This window comes from Bombella sp. ESL0385 (assembly GCF_009725755.1).
GTDB classification, from domain to species: domain Bacteria; phylum Pseudomonadota; class Alphaproteobacteria; order Acetobacterales; family Acetobacteraceae; genus Bombella; species Bombella pollinis.
This window is the reverse complement of sequence record NZ_WNIJ01000005.1, coordinates 1-19,288: the sequence shown is the minus strand read 5'-3', so window position 1 is coordinate 19,288 and position 19,288 is coordinate 1. Positions and strand designations below refer to the sequence as shown.

Here is a 19,288-nt window from a genome sequence, read left to right as displayed (position 1 = left end):
CAACAACGGGAAGTGATTATCACGCTATCAGCTTGAGGGTTTGGTATGGCTTATTTTGTACGTCATTTTGGTTCATTACCGGAACGTTCCGCTCTGCGGAAGGCCATTGCCGAGAAAATCCGGTACCCAGAGCAAGCCTGCGTTGAGGCTTTGATTCCAGCCGCTGAGATGAGCGTTGATGAGGAAGCAATCGCCAGCAAAGTTGGGCTTTCTCTAGCGCGTGCGCTGCGCGATCATCGCCAGCCAGGCCTTGTTGAGACCTTGGTGCAAGAGTTCAGCCTTGCCTCATCGGAGGGTGTGGCTCTGATGAGCATGGCCGAGGCTTTGCTGCGTACACCAGACTATGCCACGCGTGATGCGTTGATTCGGGACCAAGTTGGTGTGGGGGACTGGCTCTCTCATATGGGGCGTGATCGTGGCTTGATCATCAATGCAGCCTCATGGGGGTTGGACATTACCGGCCGTCTCGTTGCGCCTAAGCGGCGTATGGGCGTGATTCACCGTCTGCTGCGTGATCGTGGGGAGCCGATTGTCCGCCGGGCCGTGCAATTTGCAATGCAGATGATGGGCCAGCAATTCGTCCTCGGCCAGACTATTGAAGGCGCATTGAAGGATTCCCGCAAGCGTGAGGCGCAAGGCTTTACCTATTCCTACGATATGTTGGGTGAGGCTGCGTTGGACCATGCCGATGCCGAGCGGTATCAGGCGTCTTACCATGCAGCGTTGGAGGCTATCGGTAGCCGGGCTAAGGGTGAGAATGTCTATGAGCGTCCCGGCCTATCCATTAAGCTTTCTGCCCTGCATCCGCGTTATGAGCGGGCAAAGCGTGAGCGCGTGTTGGAGGAGCTGCTGCCAACTGTAAAAGCCCTCGCTGTGCGGGCGAAGCATTACAATATCGGCTTGAATATTGATGCTGAAGAAAGCGAACGGCTGGATATTTCGCTCGATATTCTGGAAGCTTTGTGCCGCGACCCAGAGTTGGCGGATTGGGATGGCATCGGCTTTGTTGTGCAGGCTTATGGGCGGCGCGCTTCAGCTGTGTTGGATTACATCATCGCCCTTGGCCGTGAGACGCATCACCGTGTGATGATTCGCCTCGTAAAAGGGGCGTATTGGGATAGCGAGCTGAAGAAGGCTCAAATTGATGGTGTTTCGGACTTCCCCGTCTTTACGCGTAAATGCCATACGGATGTTAGCTATATTGCATGTGCGCGTAAGCTCTTAGGGGCAATGGATGCGATTTTCCCACAATTTGCGACACATAATGCGCGGACAGTGGCCACGATTTACGCAATGGCTGGTCAGGACTTCCAACCGGGGCAATTTGAGTTCCAATGTCTGCATGGCATGGGTGAGGCCCTTTTTGAGCGCGTTGTGGGGGCAAAGAACCTCAACCGGCCTTGTCGGATTTACGCCCCGGTGGGGACATATGACACGCTGTTGGCCTATCTCGTCCGCCGCCTATTGGAGAACGGAGCGAACTCCTCCTTCATCAATCTGCTTGGTGACCCCAACATTCCGCTAGAAAAATTGGTGGAGGACCCTGTTAAGGTTACGCGCTCTTACAGCCCTGTGGGAGCCCCTCACCCTGAGATTAAAAAACCGCTCGATATGTTCGCGCCAGAGCGGCAAAACTCTAAGGGTATGGACCTGAACCATGAGCCTGTTTTGAGCCATCTTGGCGAGGTGCTTTACAGCCTGCCAGAGCAGTATGAGGCTTATCCGCTAGTGCCCGGTTTGGATGAGGCGACGCGTCCGGTTCATCCCGTTACAAACCCTGCGGAGCGTAAGGATCAGGTCGGCCAAGTGACCTTTGCGGTGCCTGAGGATATTCGCCACGCTGTAGATGTTGCAGAAGCAGCTTTTGCAGGCTGGGCCGCACGTCCAGCTGAGGAACGTGGTGCGATTTTGGAGCGCGCTGCTGATTTGCTGGAGGAACGCTACATTGCCTATATGGGGTTGGCCGTGCGTGAGGCAGGGAAGTCCTACCCCAATGCTGTGGCTGAGGTCCGTGAGGCGATCGACTTCTTGCGTTATTATGGCGGGGCAGTCCGGCGGGAGTTTAATAATGAGACGCACCGCCCCCTAGGCACTGTGGTGTGCATTAGCCCGTGGAACTTCCCGTTAGCGATCTTCCTTGGTCAGGTGTCCGCTGCTTTGGCTGCGGGGAATACCGTCATCGCCAAACCGGCTGAGGAAACCCCATTGATTGCTATGGAAGCTGTAAAGCTTCTGCATGAGGCAGGTGTACCAGAGGAGGTTGTGCAGTTCCTTCCCGGTGAAGGGGATGTCGGGGAGGCCATGGTGGCAGACCAGCGCATCGGTGGTGTGATGTTTACGGGCTCTACCATTGTTGCGCAGATTATTGCACGTCAGTTGAATGGCCGTTTAGGCCGCAATGGTCAGCCTGTTCCACTTGTGGCGGAAACTGGCGGGTTGAATGCGATGATTGTCGATTCCTCCGCTTTGCCAGAGCAGGTGGTGAAGGATATCGTCTCCTCCGCTTTTGATAGTGCGGGGCAACGCTGTTCGGCTCTGCGCGTGCTATGCGTGCAGGAAGATGCTGCGGATCGTATCATCTCCTTGCTGAAAGGCGCGATGGAGGAGTTACGGATTGGGATTCCCGCCAAGTTGCCAACTGATGTTGGGCCTGTCATTAGTGAGGTCGCTCGCAAAGGGATTAACGATCACATCGAGGCTCTACGCCGCCGGAATCACCCTGTCTTCCAAGCTCCAACCGTGGAGGAGGAAACACAAGGGGGGACGTTTGTGCCACCAACCTTGATTGAGGTGAGTTCCATCGCTGATGTTGGCGGGGAGATTTTCGGCCCTGTGCTGCATGTCCTACGCTATAAACGTGATGAGCTAGAAGCCCTTATCACACGCAGCAATGCAGGGGGGTATGGCCTCACCTTTGGTGTGCATAGCCGTGTTGCCTCTCGCATTGACTTCCTTGTGGAGCGGGTTGAAGCAGGGAATATCTACGTTAATCGCAATATTGTTGGGGCGATTGTGGGTGTGCAACCCTTTGGTGGGCATGGCCTCTCTGGCACAGGGCCAAAGGCTGGGGGGCCGTTGGCCTTGCGCCGCCAGTTGGCAGATGCTCCACGGACGCCACTCGCACAACCGGGGGCAATGCCGGCTATGGCACGCTCATGGTTGCTATGGCTGGGCACGAATGATCGTGATTTAGCTCATGAGGTCACACCTTGGATGGATCATGGCTTGCTTTCCTGCAAGCTTGCGCTGCCATCCCCGGTTGGGGAGAGCAATACTTACACGTTGGAGCCACGGGGCCGCGTCCTCGCTGTGGCAGAGACGGAGCAGGGCCTAAAGCGCATGATCAGCTATGCCATTAGCTGTGGCAATGAGGTCATCGCTCTTGCTGCTCCTGCGGTGATTAAGACGTTGGAGACCATGCCAGATGTCCTACGGGAGGCAATTCATCCTGCTGATTCGTTAGAAGATGTTGAGGCATGCTCTGTCATTCTCGCTGAGAGTGCGCATGAGGGGCTGTGGCAGATTGTGGCGGACCAGCTTAAAAATCCTGATGCCCCTGTACCGTTGGTCTATTGGGCAGATGGCTCCACCCTTCAGCCGGAAGCTTTGGTGCAAGAGAAGCTAGTGAGCGTTAATACGGCGGCTGCTGGTGGTAATGCGGAGCTGATGGCTCTGAGCTAAGAGGGGCTTCCGCTTTATAGATGAAGAAGGCCGGGTGAATCATAATCCACCCGGCCTTCTTCGTGCTATATGCAGGGTATGGATAAGAAAAAGGGGGGAAGAAGCCATGGCTCTTTCCCCCCTTTTTATGATGATATGTCCTGTTCTGCTTTTAGGTGGTAGGGATTTTTGTTTTGGGCAGGGGGAGGCATCCTTCTGGCGTGGCAACGCGGAGGAAGTTGGCTAACTCACGGAAGGAGGTTGCTCGTGGGTCGGATGGACGCCAGACAAGGCTAATTGTCCGCCGGGCTTCAGCCTCGTTAAGTTCACGAATCGTAACAAGCCCCTCAAACTCATGCCGATTATTAAGAGCAAGGCGCGGTATGAGGGAGAAACCTTCTCCTGCGCCAATCATGTGCCATAACATTTCCAAGCTAGTTGCAAGACGCTGGTCTTGGGCGCGGAAATTGCTGGGGCAGAGGGAGAGAGCTTGGTCACGCAAGCAATGGCCATCCTCCAACAAGAGCAAATCAGGGCGTGCTAGGTCATTGATGGAGAGATTCTTCTTATGGGCAAGCTCGTGGTCTTTTGGGAACACAGCTAAGAATGGCTCTTGAAAGAGCGGCGCATGCTCTAGCGATTCGGTCGCGGTGGTTGGTGCCATAAAGGCAACATCAAGGCTACCTTGGCGGAGAAGCTGAACAAGGTTTGGCGTTGTATTTTCGCTTAACCGCAAACCGAGCTGAGGGTATTTTTGCCGCAACCGTGGGAGAAGGCCGGGAATATAATAAGGCCCTAAGGTTGGGATAACGCCGATATGCAGCAAGCCATCCAGCGGCCCCGTATGAGCGCGAGCGACTTCTAGCAGATTGCGAGCAGAAGCGAGGACGTCGCGCCCTAAGGCGATGAGTCGTTCACCTTCTGGCGTGGGGGCAACATGCCGGCGGGAGCGTTCGAACAAAGTAACGTTAAGAAGCTGCTCTAGCTTGCGTACTTGCTCAGAAAGCCCCGCCTGACTGACGCCACAACGCTCAGCCGCGCGGGAAAAATTACGCAGATCATCAACTGCGACAACATATTCGATGTCCCGTAGGGACAAACCGGAGAGAGGAACGTAGGACATAGAGTCTATCCATAAGCGGAGTTGGAGGCAGAGCCAAGAGGGAAAGATGGAAAGGAATGAAAGATTGATAATGATTCTTAATTATACTCATAATAACTCTCAATTAGACGTTACCCTTAGGGTGGGGTACCAATAAACTTGCTTGACTTTCTCGCGCTTCGGTTGCTCCCATGAGGGGCTCCACAAGTTCGGTGGAAGTTTACACTTTGTTAGTAAATGAGGAGGTCTCCATGCCTGCTATTGGTTCCGAAATTAAGCCTTTTACCGCTCAGGCTTTCCGTGATGGTAAGTTCCTTCAGGTCTCCGATGCGGACCTACGCGGCAAATGGTCTGTCGTCTTCTTCTATCCGGCTGACTTCACCTTTGTTTGTCCGACAGAGCTGGAAGACCTCGCTGAGAATTATGCTACATTCCAGAAGCTGGGTGTAGAGATCTTCGGTGTCTCCACCGATAAGCACTTCACACATAAAGCATGGCACGACACATCCCCAGCTATTGGGAAGGTGCAGTACACCATGATCGGCGATCCTTCTGGTGATATTGCACGTAACTTCGATGCTCTGCGTGCTGATGGTAGCCACACAGCTGACCGTGCGACCTTCCTGATCGACCCAGAAGGGAAGATCCAGTACATGGAGATCACTTCCGAGGGCGTAGGCCGTAGTGCTGCGGAGCTGCTCGATAAGATCCGTGCCGCTCAGTATGTTGCAGCTCACCCTGGTGAGGTCTGCCCTGCTAAGTGGAAAGAGGGCGGCGATACAGCTACTCTGAACCCTTCTTTGGACCTAGTCGGCAAGATCTGATCACATCCTATTAAGGGATATTGGTGGGGGCCTCTCCCCACCTTTTTGGGGAGGCGTGCTGTGCTGTGGCGCGCCTCCTTTTTCATAGGGCTTATGGCCTTAACAGAGTGTTTTTGAGCACCAGAGCTTCTGGAGAGAATCATGCTGAACGATGATCTTAAAGGCCAGCTGAGAGGGTACCTCCAGCATCTGCGCCATAATATTGTGCTTGTTGCCTCCCTCGATGAGGGCGACAAGTCCCGTGAGATGAAGGAGTTTCTGACAGAAATTTCCGAACTTTCTGATAAAGTTTCCTATCAAGATAATGGCACGGACTCTCGCCGTCCTTCCTTTGTGATTCGTGCTGCGGATTCTGATGTTCAGGTCTGTTTTGCCGGTATCCCAATGGGGCATGAGTTCACCTCTCTGGTGCTGGCTCTGCTACAGGTGGGTGGTCATCCCCCAAAAGTTGAGGCTGAGCAGATTGCGCAGATTAAGGCTCTAAAGGGTGAGTTCCACTTCGAGACCTATTTTTCCCTTTCCTGCCATAACTGCCCAGATGTTGTGCAGGCTCTCAATACGCTGAGCGTGATTAACCCGAACATCCATCATACCGCTATTGATGGGGCGTTGTTCCAAGATGAGGTGAATGAGCGTGATGTACGCTCTGTGCCGCAAGTCTTCCTCAATGGGGAGCGTTTCTCCACCGGGCGGATGGAACTGCCGGAGATTCTGGCTAAGATTGATACAGAGGGTGCTGCAAAAGCCTCTGAGAAGCTGAATGATGAAGCCCCGTTTGATACGTTGGTGATTGGCTCCGGCCCAGCAGGCTGTGCTGCGGCGATTTATACCGCGCGTAAAGGTGTGCGGACCGGTATCCTGGCTGAACGCTTTGGTGGTCAGGTCATGGATACAGCTGGGATTGAGAACTTTATCTCTGTACCGGAGACGGAAGGCCCCGCTCTGGCGAAGAATCTGGAGCAGCATGTTCGTAGCTATGATGTCCGTGTCATTACGGCGCAGCGTGCAGCAAAGCTCATCCCTGCTGAGAAGGAAGGTGGGCTGCATGAGATCGTGCTGGAGAGCGGCGCGCATCTTAAGGCGCGTACCATCATTGTGGCAACGGGTGCTCGCTGGCGTCAGCTGAACGTACCGGGCGAGGAAGAATATCGTACACGCGGTGTGGCGTACTGCCCGCATTGTGATGGCCCATTCTTTAAGGGACGTCCGGTGGCTGTGGCTGGCGGTGGTAATAGCGGTGTGGAAGCGGCTATTGACCTCGCCGGTATCGTCTCCCGTGTGACGCTGCTCCAATATGACCCGGTCTTAACAGCCGATGAGGTGCTGCAAAATAAGCTCCGTAGCTTGCCGAATGTCGATATTGTGGTGAATGCACGCACAACCGAGATTCGTGGTGATGGCCGTAAGATGACGGGCCTAAGCTGGCAGGATGTGAAGGATAATAGCGAGCATAGCATCGATGTTGACGGCATCTTTGTGCAGATTGGCTTGTTGCCGAACACAGACTGGCTGAAAGGTGGCAGCATCGAGATGTCCCGCATCGGTGAGATTGGCATTGATGAACGCTGCCGTACCTCCATCCCCGGCGTGTTCGCCGCTGGTGATGCGACCACGGTGCCTTATAAGCAGATCATCATCGCTATGGGTGAAGGGGCAAAAGCCGCTCTCTCCGCCTTTGACCATTTGATCCGCGTCCCAGCAGCCTCCTAAAGCTTAGCGGCTCTGAAGGGAGAAAAGGCCGGTGTAAGAGCCGGCCTTTTCTATGTCTGGTATTAGGCTAAGGCGGGCTGGAGGTCCTCAAGACTCAGGGTTGTAAGCTGGCTGTGATGCAGTAAATGCACACCCGTTGCGTGGGCTAATTGCCGAGCGGAGCGTGTGTAACCGGCATTAGAGACCACAGCAGCATAATGAGCATGACGATGCTGGCGTGCTGTAAAAATCTCCTGCACGGCCTTATTGCCGACTGGTCGTGTATAAAGCTTGCATTGAACAACAAAATGAATACCCGCTTGCTCGGCAAGAATATCCACCCCTTGGTCACTCCCCGGTGGGGTTGCTACGGCTTTCCAGCCTGCTTTACAGAGCAACCCTGCACAAAAACGCTCATAATCTAGCGGGTCCATAGCAGTCGTGAACTGTTCTGGGGGAAGGTCTGACGCGCTATCTTGGAGTTGGCTAAGGGCGTTTTGTTGGCGTTTGAGGAGAGTTTTTGTAACCCGATGAATACGCCGCATGATAGGCTTTTGGAGGATAGGCCAAAATTGCCCGAGTGTCTGCTGGTTTAAAGCCGGACATAAAATAGCGCGGCAAAAATAGTCCAGCTCCGTATTCCAACGTTTTTTATGGATGATACCGTAATGATCCTTCGTCAAACATGTCTGGCGGCGTTGTGCGAGCGTATTTTGGTGTTGGACAATCAGGCGGCATAACACAAGCCATGCTTTGCGCTTGCGTTTGACGTAACGGCGATATTGCAAAAAGAGGATAGCGAAGAAGCAGACTAGCCCAAAATCTGCTGGGAGGATGGCGATAGCGTGTCCGGGCAAAAATGACGGCACGGTCGCAATCATATAGCGCGTTGCTCCTATAAGGAACATGGTGCCGACACTCGGAATTGAACCGAGGACCTACTGATTACGAATCAGTTGCTCTACCCCTGAGCTATGTCGGCGTCCGGTCGAGCCTATACAAAAAATTACAAAGGGGGGCAATGGTATGGGTAAAATTATTTCTTGTTAAGAGGGCGAAGGAGGCTTGCAGAGAGGCGCGCAACAGAGCATGAGAAGATGATGCTTAGAAAAGACCATTTTCATAAGGGGTTGTGGATCCAAGGCGGGTCCTTGAGTTTCACACGGCAGGAGAGCGAGCAGCCACATCTTAAAATTGTGGAAGGCGTGCATGAATGTGCTGGCTGTGGCCTGTTTCAGCATTTTCCACCGTTAAAGCCCGGTCATGTGCTGACTTGTGCACGGTGTGGGGAGACAATGGCCCGCCGCCGTAAAACTGATGAGATTGGCGGGCCGTTAATTTTCTGCCTTGCCTCTTTGGCTCTGTACATTGTGTTATTGGTCAGCCCGCTTTTGACGATCAATGTCTATGGGCGGGAGAGCACGGTATCGCTTTATCGCGGCCCGATGGAGCTGGCCCGACAAGGCTTTGGTGGAATTAGTATTCTAGTATTGCTTGCAAGCGTGCTGATGCCTGGCATTGTTCTATGTCTTATGGCGGTGATTTTATACGGAGCGTCACGCCGTGAGATGCCCTTATGGGTGCGCCCGCTTATGGCATGGTATGAGCGGTTACGCCCATGGTCCATGATAGAGGTCTTCGTTATTGGGGTTTTGGTGGCTTATACCAAATTGGTGGACCTCGCTCTTGTTACACTCCAGCCGGGGGTGTTTTTGCTGGGCGGATTGATGCTGTTGATGGCGGCGATGGATTCTACATTCGATGTAGAGATGATCTGGCATCATCGCTCTGTCCAGCAGCGGCGTAAATTAGGTGTGTATCAGATAGAAAACCGCATCATCCCACCGGAGAAGCATATGCTCTCCTGCCATGCGTGCGGTATGAGCTTTGTAGCACGGCATGTTGTGGATGATGAGCGCGATATGGGAGATTGCCCTCGTTGTGGGCAGATATTACGGCGGCGGAAGCGCAACGGATTACGCGCTGCTTTGTCATTTTTATTGGCAGCGTTAATTTTTTACATTCCCGCTAATTTATTGCCTGTTATGGCCTTTATCAGGATGGGCCACGGCCATCCCAGCACAATTATCTCTGGCGTGATACAGCTTTGGCAATCCGACCTTTATTTTCTAGCCTTACTTGTCTTATTTGCGAGTATCACCGTGCCCGTTTTAAAGATTGTCCTGCTGGGCTTGATGATTATCTGCCAATATCGTGGGAAGGCGAGCCTTGCAGGGCTGAGGCGACTTACCCGGCTTTATAAACTCGTTGTTGTTATTGGCCGTTGGTCGATGATTGATGTGTTCATGATTTCCATTTTGGCGGCTGTTGTGCGCTTTGGCATTATGGCAAGTGTTGAGGCCGAGCCCGGTGTGGTCTTTTTTGCCATGGTGGTGGTATTAACTATTTTCGCAGCGGATTTGTATGACCCACGCTGCATGTGGGATGCCGCAGGGTATAATCAAGAATCGTTTGATCGCGCCTCGCAAAAAGGGGAAAGCGATAAACCGGCATTACAGGATATGGAGCCCGAAAAAGCGTGAGTGACGAGCAGCATAAGAAACATCCGGGCCATTGGCGTGATGTAGCCGGGGAGACCCGCCCAGCCCGCTTTTCCGTTCTTTGGATTATTCCTGTCATTGCGTTGGGCATATCAGGTTGGTTGGCATGGCAGCATTTTGCCACGATGGGCCCGCGTATTGTTATTTCCTTTGATGCCGCTGATGGCATTATCCCCGGCCAAACACAGGTGAAAAACAAGGCCGTCACCTTGGGGGTTGTGCAGTCTGTCACGCTAAGCCCAGACATGACCCATGCTGATGTTACCGTCCAAATGAGCGGTATCGATTCCCGCGCGTTAAATGAGCATACGCGCTTTTGGGTTGTAAGCCCGCGTATTAATGGGACGAGCATTACTGGGTTGGATACGCTCTTTTCCGGGGCTTATATTGCGATGGACCCCGGCGATCCAAAAGGGGGGCGGTATCAAAGCCATTTTCAGGGGTTGAAGAACCCTCCAGGTGTGCGGTCTGATCAGCCGGGGAGCATGTATTGGTTGGTCTCCTCCAAGCTGGACTCTCTTGGGCCGGGTGCGCCTATCTTCTACCGTGATATGCAGGTAGGTGAGGTGCTGGGATATACTGTACCTCCCGGGGGTGAAGGTCCCTTGCTGTTGCGCGTGTTTGTTAAAGCCCCGTATGACCGTTATTTGCGGACCGATAGCCGTTTTTGGAATGTCTCTGGGATGCAGATTGGTTTTGGCCCCGGTGGGTTGAAGATTCGTTTGCAATCCATTCAAGCGTTGCTGTCTGGCGGTGTTGCCTTTGGGCGGCCTGATAAAGTGCAGGATGAGGATACACCTGTAGCGGCGTCTAATTCCGTGTTTCATCTTTATGAGACGCAGGATGACGCTGATAATGCCCGGTATCGGCACCGTGTACGGGTAGTTACTTATGTTGATGCAGCCGTTGGTGGGCTAACAGAAGGGAGCAAGGTCACCATGTTTGGCCTGCAAATTGGCCAAGTAACAGGTGTCCATCTGGAGCTGGGTAATAAATCCCATAATCCTCGCGTGCGTGTTGAGATGCAGTTAGAACCCGAACGTGTTGTTGGGGAAAGCGATGGCGACCCGAAGAATATGTCCCAATTATTGGGCGATTTTGTTGCAGAAGGGATGCGGGCTTCGGTCCAGAATGTCAGCTTCCTGACAGGGGAATCGATGATTGCCTTCACTTTTGTTCATGAGGCCGCCGGGAAGCCTGCCACTCTCTCTTTTGAAGGGGGAGTGGCTGTTATCCCCAGCGAACCGGGTGGTATGGATGGTATCCTTCAGTCTGTCTCCACGATTACGAATAAGATTTCTGCCATGCCGCTGACGCAAATAGGCGAGCATTTGAGCGACCTCTTAGCCCATAGTGATGAGCGAATCAGTAGCCCTGATACGGCGCGCTCTCTTACAGCTTTGCGGGCCTCTTTAGAGTCGTTGAATCATTTGCTGAGCCATGCAGACCAGAATCTCCCTGCGATTATGGAGAATCTCAATGGGGCTTTGGGCCAAGCAAAGACCCTGCTTGGGGCTTATGGAGGGGATACAGATGCCCGCCGAAATATTGAGGCCCTTATTGTACAACTGACGCGGATGTCCCATTCCTTCCAGATGCTAGCAGATTATCTGGACCGTCATCCTTCGTCCCTTATCGTTGGCCGGAAGCATTGATTTATGATGAAGTTTTCTCATATCCCCTCGCTCTTTTTGCGTAAGAAGGGGGGGCGTTTGGCCCTCCTCGGTGCGGTCTGCGTGGGAAGTGGTGTTATGCTTACCGCATGTAGTAGTGGGCCAACCGCCTATTATGTGCTGGCCCCTCAGGAGGGGGTGGTTGCACCCTCCCTTGTGGGGATGACAGTGCCGCAAGTGGTTGAGGTGCGGACGCCATCAGTAACGGCGCGGCTGGATAAAGATGGCATTGTGCAAGTAACACGCAACGCGCAGGACCACATCATCCCCGGTGCCGCATGGAGCGAGCCGCTTAATGAGATGATAGGCCATACGTTAGTTGCGAATCTGCGCCAACGCTTGCCGGGTCATATCGTGTTTTCACAAAATGAATCGGTAGCGGTAGGGCCAGGAGCCTTTGTGGAGTTAAGCCTCTCCCGGTTTGAGGAAGATGATGCAAACCATGCTATTATTAAAGGCGTGTTGTCAGCGCATCGCGTAGGGGCATCACCGGCAGAGGCGCGTGCGGTCCCAGTGCAATGGGTATCGTCTCAACCTGTAATGGGAGGGCAGACTGCGTTGGTAGCTCGATTGGCAGAAGGGCTAGGGGCACTGTCAGACCAAACGATCCAGCTGTTATCTAGCTTGCCGCCTTCCACACGGTAAAAACTAACAGATCTAGCTTGGTATGTGATGAACCCTCTATGAATCATCTCGATTCGTAGAGGGTTTTAGGTAGATAGCTTAATAAAAAAGCCACCGCCCTTTAGGAGAAAGTGCAGGTGGCTTTTATAATGAGAAGAAAGACGGGTAAGCTTTCTTAGAGCTTCTCAACCTGATTATAATCAAGATCAACTGGGGTGGAGCGTCCAAAGATGGAGACGCTCACCTTCAAGCGTTGATTCTCTGTATCAATATCTTCAACACTGCCATTGAAGGAGGTGAAAGGCCCATCAGAGACGCGGACTTGTTCACCAATTTCAAAGCTGAGGCTGGAGCGTGGACGTTCCACACCTTCCTGTGCCTGCTGGAGGATGCGCTTAGCTTCTGCATTGCTAATCGGCGTTGGCTGATTATTACGCGTCCCCAAGAAGCCCGTTACTTTGGGCGTGTTCTTGACGAGATGCCACGCTTGGTCCGTCAGCTCCATTTTCACCAGCACATAGCCGGGGAAGAACTTCCGTTCCGCATTCACCTTGCGCCCACGGCGCACCTCCGTAACCTCCTCAGAAGGTACAAGAACCTCCTCAAACTGGTCACTCAAGCCCTTTTTATCGGCTTGCTCACGGATATGCTCGGCAATCTTTTTCTCGAAGCCTGAATAAACATGCACAACATACCAACGCTTTGCCATGATGTTTCTTTAGCCTCCGATACCCAAGATTTTACTGATTCCCAGACCAATCACTTGGTCCACGATAAAGAAGAAAATGCAGGTCGCAACGACCATTGCCAACACGGCACCCGTCGTCACAATAGTGTTGCGCCGTGTGGGCCATGTTACACGTTTGGCCTCGGCACGAACATCTGCAAAATATCTGCGAAGGCTGAATCCTTGGCCTTTCTGGGCCGGGGGCCTTTTCGGCGAAGTGCCTTTCGGCTTTGTGACCGACACCATTATCCTCAAATCGACTGCGGCCATCACAGCTTGCCTCATTGTAAGGCAAGCGGTTCAGGCAGGGTATGACGTGGCAGGGGTGGAGGGTCTCGAACCCGCAACCTCCGGTTTTGGAGACCGGCGCTCTAGCCAATTGAGCTACACCCCTTCAGGGTCGAATCGACCTTAACCATCCTTCCATGCGGTTGGATGATGGGCAGGAAAAGATAACGAGAACGCTATAAAGTCAAGAGCTATCTCCATGAAAATTAGCATGAAAATAGAAAAACTTTATTATTTCCTTCTTATGGGAGAATCTCTTGCATAGAAGAAGCGGGATGAGCTATAAGCCCCAGCGCATCGAGCGGGCGTAGCATAATGGCTAATGCAGTAGCCTTCCAAGCTTCTGATGAGGGTTCGATTCCCTTCGCCCGCTCCAGCATTTCCTCATAAACTATAAATTCAGTGCCGCTATGCTTCCTGTGCAAGGGCAGCTTTTGCAGCAAGATGATATGGCCTTCTCTCAGCAGGGTTTTGAGGGGGGCTGTTTTCCTATTTATCTACGCTTTTCCTTCTGGGTTGTACGCAGGCCTTATTGTTGCAATAACAGCTTTATTTCAGGGGGTTGTTAGGCCGTATTGCCTTTTTGCGTTCCCTTAAAAGGATAGATTTTTTCTCTCATAAGATGAGGCGATAAAGAGGGGGTAAATCGCTGTGTCCTAGAGGGTATCTTACCCCTTCATGAGGGGGCATAGCGGGGTAGGGCGCGTAGTTGCGTTGGCGGTAAAGGCCGTGTTAGTGGTTATGAACGAAACGCTGACCGGGTTCCGGTTCTAGGAGGGGTCATATCGTATGGCATCGTCTTGGGGCGTACCGGTCAGGGGGCTGGGAAACTGGCCAACAAGCAGAACCTCATGAAGACGGAATGAGCCCGTGACGGTTGCACAGGATAAGCAGGTCAGAACGCCCGGAGAAGTGGCGCAGCGTTATGCAAAGGCCTTTGAGGATTATCTCTCGGACAGCAGACAAGATACAGCGGATGTCCTGAAGCAGGTGGGCTTATTGCGTGATGCAATTGCTCAATGTGAGGATCTCCGTATCGCGTTGGCTGACCCTCGGCTTGACCTTAGGCAGGCAGAAGGTGTGGTGAAGGCCCTTGTCTCAGCTTTAGGGTTGGGGGACGCGGTACGCCGCTTTGTCGGTTTTATCGCACGGCAACGCCGTCTTGCGGGCTTAGATGAGATTCTCTACGCCGTTCTTCTCTTAGACGCACAACAGCGCGGAGAAGTACCCGTAGAAGTAACGACAGCACAACCTCTGGATGATGGCCAACGCGAAGCTCTTCGCGCCGGTCTCCAGCAGGCTGGCTATAACAATGTCGCTATAACCGAGCGTGTCGATCAATCCCTTTTAGGGGGTATGACGGTGCGTGTTGGTTCTGTTCTTTTTGATACATCGATCGCCGGGCGTCTGGCCCGTCTGCAGAACGCCATGAAGGGAGCCGCGTGATGGATATCCGTCCCGCCGAGATTTCAGAAATCCTCAAGCAGCAAATCGCGTCTTTCGATCAGCCTGAAGCCGTGTCAGAGACGGGTACCGTTCTCTCCATTGGGGATGGTATTGCTCGTGTCTATGGTCTGACCAATGTGCAGGCCGGTGAGATGGTTGAGTTTGAGGGGAGTGGCGTGCGCGGCATGGCCCTCAACCTTGAGAATGATAGCGTGGGTGTCGTTGTTTTTGGTGATGGCGATGACATCAGCGAGGGTGATACCGTCCTGCGGACGGGTAAAGTGGTGGAGGTCCCCGTTGGTAAGGGGCTTCTAGGGCGTGTTGTGGATGCGTTGGGGAACCCGATTGATGGTCGTGGCCCCATTAAGGATGATATTGAATATCGCCGCGCTGATGTCCGCGCCCCAGGCATTATGCCTCGTCAGTCTGTTAGCGAGCCTATGCAGACAGGGATTAAAGCCATTGATGCGCTTGTGCCTATCGGGCGTGGCCAGCGTGAGCTTGTGATTGGTGACCGCCAGACAGGTAAAACCGCCATTCTGGTTGATACAATCATCGCTCAGAAAGCTGTAAACTCCGAGGGTGACCCTAAAAAGACGCTCTATTGTATTTATGTTGCTATCGGGCAGAAGCGTTCCACAGTGGCAAACCTCGTGCGTAAGCTGACAGAAGCCGGGGCGATGGAATACTCCATCGTTGTGGCCGCGACAGCCTCCGATGCCGCACCAATGCAGTATCTCGCCCCTTATTCTGCCTCGGCTATGGGTGAGTATTTCCGCGATAATGGCATGCACTCCCTGCTTTGCTATGATGACCTTTCCAAGCAGGCTGTTGCTTATCGTCAAATGTCCTTGCTTCTGCGCCGTCCGCCGGGGCGTGAGGCGTTCCCCGGGGATGTGTTCTATCTCCATTCCCGCCTTTTGGAGCGTTCCGCCAAGATGTCCGATAAATGCGGTGGCGGTTCCATGACAGGTCTGCCGGTGATTGAGACGCAAGCCGGTGATACATCTGCTTACATTCCTACCAATGTGATTTCCATCACCGATGGGCAGATCTTCTTGGAGACAGACCTGTTCTATAAAGGGATTCGTCCTGCTGTGAATGTTGGTGGGTCCGTGTCCCGTGTGGGATCGGCAGCGCAAATTAAGGCGATGAAGCAGGTTGCTGGGAGCATCAAGCTAGAGCTAGCTCAGTATCGTGAGATGGCCTCTTTTGCTCAGTTTGCTTCTGACCTCGACCCTGCTACGCGCCGTCAGCTAGACCGTGGTGCCCGATTGGTGGAGCTGCTCAAACAGCCAGAAACTGCGCCACTCTCCGCTGCTGAGCAAGTGGTGGTGTTGTACGCTGGTACGCATGGTTATTTGGACTCTGTTGCCGTGAACCAAGTGACTTCTTATGAGGCTTCCCTTCTGGAGGAAGTCCGCCGTAGCGGTAAGGACCTCTTGGAGAAGATTCATACAGAGAAGCAGCTCACACCGGAGAGCGAGGGCGCGTTGAAGTCCTTGCTAGACGCTTTCGGCAAACGGTTTACGGCCTGAGGATTTAGGTCATGGCTTCAATGAAGGAACTGCGCGGGAGGATTGCCGGGGTTAAATCAACCCGGAAGATTACCAGCGCAATGAAAATGGTCGCCGCCTCGAAATTGAGGCGCGTCCAGAATCAAACCGAAGCAGCCCGCCCTTATGCCGATACAATGCGGCGTATGATGGGTGAGTTAGCCGCGGCCTCTCAGGGGATGGACCCCTCTACTCTGCCTCCGCTACTAGCGGGGACAGGTAAGGATAATGTGCATCTCCTCGTGGTTGTGACGTCCGATCGTGGTTTGGCGGGTGGCTTTAATGCCAATATCATCCGTCTCGCCCGGCAGGAGATTGCAGCTTTGCAAGCTGAGGGGCGCACAGTGCGTTTGCTCACAGTCGGGCGTAAGGGGACGGATGTTTTTCAGCGTTACTACCCCGACCTCATTGTAGAGTCGCTTCATAACGATGCCAGCACTCAAAAAACGGCCTATGCCTTGGCTCAGAAATTGGCCAACAAGGTTACGGAGATGGTCGAGGCTGGGGAGATTGACGCCTGCGCACTCATGCGGAATCGCTTTGTGAATGCGATGACACAAGATGCGGAGAAGCTTGGTCTCGTTCCGCTTCCCGTGGTGGAAAATGATGGTGCCGCCGCTAATAAGCGGGAGGATGGTGCCATTTATGAGTTTGAGCCTGATGGCCACGGGTTGCTTGCGCAGCTTCTACCGCGCAATCTGGAAGTACAGTTCTATTCTGGACTTTTAGAGAGTGCCGCTGGCGAGCAAGGGGCTCGTATGACGGCTATGGATAATGCTAGCCGTAATGCGAGCAAGGCTATCGAGCGTCTGTCACTTACATATAACCGTACGCGGCAGGCCAACATTACTAATGAGCTGATCGAAATTATTTCCGGCGCGGAAGCCGTCTGAGATCATGCAGGAGAGAAATCTGATGTCTGAGGGAATCAACCGCTCTGCTGACCATGCCGGCGTAGGTGTCGGACGGATCACCCAGATTCGTGGACCTGTGGTGGATGTTCAGTTTACGGACAAGCTACCCCATATTCTGAATGCACTTCATGTGAAGAATGGTGACCAAACCATTATTCTGGAAGTCGCGCAGGAAATTGGTGAGCATCAAGTTCGCTGTATCGCTATGGAGGGGACCGATGGTCTCACCCGCGGGGCAGAGGTAACCGATACAGGGGAGCAGATTACTGTTCCTGTTGGGCCAGCAACATTAGGCCGTATCCTGAACGTTGTTGGTGAGCCTGTCGATGAGCGCGGCCCGGTTAAGACGGACCAACGCTTTCCGATTCATCGTCCTGCCCCATCTTTTGAGGAGCAAGCCGCCAATACGGAGATTCTCGTAACGGGGATTAAAGTGATCGATCTTCTCTGCCCTTATCTGAAGGGTGGTAAGATTGGCCTTTTCGGTGGTGCTGGTGTTGGTAAGACCGTTATTATTCAGGAGCTTATCAATAACATTGCTAAGGCGCATGGTGGTGTGTCTGTGTTCGCCGGTGTGGGTGAGCGCACGCGTGAAGGGAACGACCTGTATTACGAGATGCAGGGTGCAGGCGTTATCAAGCTTGATAAAAATGGCGGTGATGGCGGCTCCAAAGTGGCCCTTGTCTATGGGCAGATGAATGAGCCACCCGGTGCCCGTGCGCGCGTTGCTTTGACGGGCCTTTCTGTCGCGGAATATTTCCGTGATGTGGAAGGGCAAGATGTTCTCTTCTTCGTGGATAATATCTTCCGTTTCACACAGGCCGGTTCTGAGGTGTCTGCTCTGTTAGGGCGTATTCCTTCCGCCGTGGGGTATCAGCCTACCTTGGCAACAGAGATGGGCGCATTGCAGGAGCGCATTACCTCTACAAAGAAGGGATCCATTACGTCCGTTCAGGCTGTGTACGTCCCTGCGGATGACTTGACTGACCCGGCTCCTGCCGCGACCTTCGCCCACTTGGATGCAACAACGGTGCTTAACCGTTCCATCGCTGAGATGGGGATTTATCCAGCTGTTGATCCTCTGGATTCCACCTCTCGCTCTTTGGATCCTAAGATTGTGGGGGAAGAGCATTACGAAGTCGCACGCGCTGTGCAAAGCACGCTTCAGAACTACAAAGAATTGCAAGATATTATTGCAATTTTGGGTATGGATGAGCTTTCTGAAGAAGATAAGCTTATCGTTGGTCGCGCACGGCGTATCCAGCGTTTCTTGTCTCAGCCCTTCCATGTTGCTGAGGTCTTTACGGGCTCTCCGGGGAAGCTGGTCGCTCTGGAAGATACAGTGCGGTCCTTTAAGGCTGTTGTGAATGGTGAGTGTGACGATTTGCCAGAAGGTGCCTTCTACATGGTTGGTTCCATCGAGGAAGCTAAGCTTAAAGCCGAGAAGATGAAGCAGGAGGGTTGATCCATGCCGCTTCGCACCGAGATTGTGAGTCCGGAGAAACGCTATACCGACCGTGAGGTCGATATGGTGGTTGTTCCGGGGACTGAGGGGGACATTGCGGCCATGCCAGGCCGCGCCCCATTGATGTTGCAGCTCCGCGGTGGGGTTGTCACCTTGTATCAGGATGGCAAGGTTCTGGAGCGTTGCTTCGTTGGGGGTGGTTTTGTCGATATGACAGCAGACCACTGCACGATTCTCGCCGATTCGGTGCGCGCTTTGGAGGACCTCTCCATTGATGATGCTCGTCAGACGCTTAATGAGCTAAAAAGCCAATGGACAAGCGTTGGGCCTGATGAAATCGAGCTTCGCGAGAGCTTGAGTCGCCAGATTCAGATTGTCCGTGCTGAGATTGAAGTGGCTCAAAAAGTCCAACAACATGACCTCATGGCTCTTTAAGCTTAGAGAGTGCATGATTTAAGAGAATGCCGTCTCCTGTGAAGGAGGCGGCTTTTTTTTATGTTCAGGCTCACAGGGATTTTGTTTTTAGGAATGGCATTGGGTGATTTGTGAGGGGGAGTGATTTTTTAATAATTGGCTGTTTTCTGCGTTTTTTGAAGGTTATGTGAAGAAACTTTGAGAAAGTTTAAGGAATCGGGTTGCGTGGGTTTTGTGGTGTGGGTATAAGGCGCTCTACCGGCGGCGCTGGGGCGGGAGTTCTGGGGTTGTTTGGGTGGTCATTGAGAATTGAATATTGGTTAATAAGTAGAGACTGGAAGGGAT

General features: G+C 53.1%; 15 protein-coding genes and 3 tRNA genes. 12 read left to right on the top strand and 6 right to left on the bottom strand.

Annotation, left to right across the window (positions count from 1 at the left end; genetic code table 11):
• Nucleotides 1-45 precede the first annotated feature (45 nt).
• On the top strand, nt 46-3,681 hold the full coding sequence (gene putA, locus GM557_RS08605; protein WP_155573937.1) for a bifunctional proline dehydrogenase/L-glutamate gamma-semialdehyde dehydrogenase PutA: 3,636 nt from the start codon (nt 46-48) through the stop codon (nt 3,679-3,681).
• Between the two features lie 151 nt (nt 3,682-3,832).
• On the opposite strand, the gene GM557_RS08600 is transcribed toward putA, so the two are convergent.
• Nucleotides 3,833-4,783 carry a hydrogen peroxide-inducible genes activator gene (locus tag GM557_RS08600; RefSeq protein ID WP_155573936.1) on the bottom strand — a complete coding sequence of 317 codons (951 nt, stop codon included), beginning with the start codon at nt 4,781-4,783 and terminating at the stop codon, nt 3,833-3,835.
• A 230-nt stretch (nt 4,784-5,013) separates the two neighbouring features.
• Between GM557_RS08600 and ahpC the strand changes: the two genes are divergently transcribed.
• Nucleotides 5,014-5,586 (top strand): alkyl hydroperoxide reductase subunit C, encoded by a 573-nt coding sequence (ahpC, locus tag GM557_RS08595; RefSeq protein WP_099027534.1) that lies wholly within the window; start codon nt 5,014-5,016, stop codon nt 5,584-5,586.
• Nucleotides 5,587-5,727: 141 nt separating this feature from the next.
• Complete coding sequence (ahpF, locus tag GM557_RS08590) at nt 5,728-7,296, top strand: alkyl hydroperoxide reductase subunit F (RefSeq protein WP_155573935.1); 1,569 nt, start codon at nt 5,728-5,730, stop codon at nt 7,294-7,296.
• Between the two features lie 62 nt (nt 7,297-7,358).
• Here the strand turns inward: ahpF and GM557_RS08585 are convergent, their stop codons facing one another.
• Both GM557_RS08585 and GM557_RS08580 read right to left on the bottom strand, forming a co-directional pair.
• Complete coding sequence (locus GM557_RS08585) at nt 7,359-8,156, bottom strand: restriction endonuclease (RefSeq protein WP_196424633.1); 798 nt, start codon at nt 8,154-8,156, stop codon at nt 7,359-7,361.
• Nucleotides 8,157-8,182: 26 nt separating this feature from the next.
• A tRNA-Thr gene (locus GM557_RS08580) sits at nt 8,183-8,257 on the bottom strand.
• A 169-nt stretch (nt 8,258-8,426) separates the two neighbouring features.
• On the opposite strand from GM557_RS08580, the gene GM557_RS08575 reads away from it, so the two are divergent.
• Genes GM557_RS08575 through GM557_RS08565 form a run of 3 tightly spaced genes read left to right on the top strand, consistent with a single transcriptional unit; the run spans nt 8,427 to nt 12,154 of the window.
• Nucleotides 8,427-9,818, top strand: a complete 1,392-nt coding sequence (locus GM557_RS08575) for a paraquat-inducible protein A (RefSeq protein WP_230873214.1) — start codon at nt 8,427-8,429, stop codon at nt 9,816-9,818.
• Nucleotides 9,815-11,491, top strand: a complete 1,677-nt coding sequence (locus tag GM557_RS08570; RefSeq protein WP_266137931.1) for an MlaD family protein — start codon at nt 9,815-9,817, stop codon at nt 11,489-11,491. The genes GM557_RS08575 and GM557_RS08570 overlap by 4 nt, the downstream gene beginning before the upstream one ends.
• A 3-nt stretch (nt 11,492-11,494) precedes the next feature.
• Nucleotides 11,495-12,154: a membrane integrity-associated transporter subunit PqiC gene (locus GM557_RS08565; protein ID WP_155573933.1), complete on the top strand. Its 660-nt coding sequence runs from the start codon at nt 11,495-11,497 to the stop codon at nt 12,152-12,154.
• 154 nt (nt 12,155-12,308) lie between these two features.
• Here the strand turns inward: GM557_RS08565 and nusG are convergent, their stop codons facing one another.
• From nusG to GM557_RS08550, 3 genes are all read right to left on the bottom strand, one after another.
• Complete coding sequence (gene nusG, locus GM557_RS08560; protein WP_155573932.1) at nt 12,309-12,842, bottom strand: transcription termination/antitermination protein NusG; 534 nt, start codon at nt 12,840-12,842, stop codon at nt 12,309-12,311.
• Nucleotides 12,843-12,851: 9 nt separating this feature from the next.
• Nucleotides 12,852-13,106 carry a preprotein translocase subunit SecE gene (secE, locus tag GM557_RS08555; RefSeq protein WP_155573974.1) on the bottom strand — a complete coding sequence of 85 codons (255 nt, stop codon included), beginning with the start codon at nt 13,104-13,106 and terminating at the stop codon, nt 12,852-12,854.
• Between the two features lie 71 nt (nt 13,107-13,177).
• Nucleotides 13,178-13,254 (bottom strand) — tRNA-Trp (locus GM557_RS08550).
• 195 nt (nt 13,255-13,449) lie between these two features.
• On the opposite strand from GM557_RS08550, the gene GM557_RS08545 reads away from it, so the two are divergent.
• From GM557_RS08545 to atpC, 6 genes are all read left to right on the top strand, one after another.
• Nucleotides 13,450-13,524, top strand: a tRNA-Gly gene (locus tag GM557_RS08545).
• 494 nt (nt 13,525-14,018) lie between these two features.
• Nucleotides 14,019-14,594, top strand: a complete 576-nt coding sequence (atpH, locus tag GM557_RS08540) for an ATP synthase F1 subunit delta (RefSeq protein ID WP_266137929.1) — start codon at nt 14,019-14,021, stop codon at nt 14,592-14,594.
• Nucleotides 14,594-16,132, top strand: coding sequence for a F0F1 ATP synthase subunit alpha (atpA, locus tag GM557_RS08535; RefSeq protein WP_155573931.1), 1,539 nt, complete (start codon nt 14,594-14,596; stop codon nt 16,130-16,132). Before atpH ends, atpA begins: the two co-directional genes overlap by 1 nt.
• 11 nt (nt 16,133-16,143) lie before the next feature.
• Complete coding sequence (locus GM557_RS08530; RefSeq protein WP_155573930.1) at nt 16,144-17,043, top strand: F0F1 ATP synthase subunit gamma; 900 nt, start codon at nt 16,144-16,146, stop codon at nt 17,041-17,043.
• A 22-nt stretch (nt 17,044-17,065) separates the two neighbouring features.
• Entirely contained in the window at nt 17,066-18,529 is a 1,464-nt protein-coding gene (gene atpD / locus GM557_RS08525; RefSeq protein WP_155573929.1) for a F0F1 ATP synthase subunit beta, read from the top strand.
• Nucleotides 18,530-18,532: 3 nt separating this feature from the next.
• Nucleotides 18,533-18,964: an ATP synthase F1 subunit epsilon gene (gene atpC / locus GM557_RS08520; RefSeq protein ID WP_155573928.1), complete on the top strand. Its 432-nt coding sequence runs from the start codon at nt 18,533-18,535 to the stop codon at nt 18,962-18,964.
• Nucleotides 18,965-19,288: the final 324 nt, after the last annotated feature.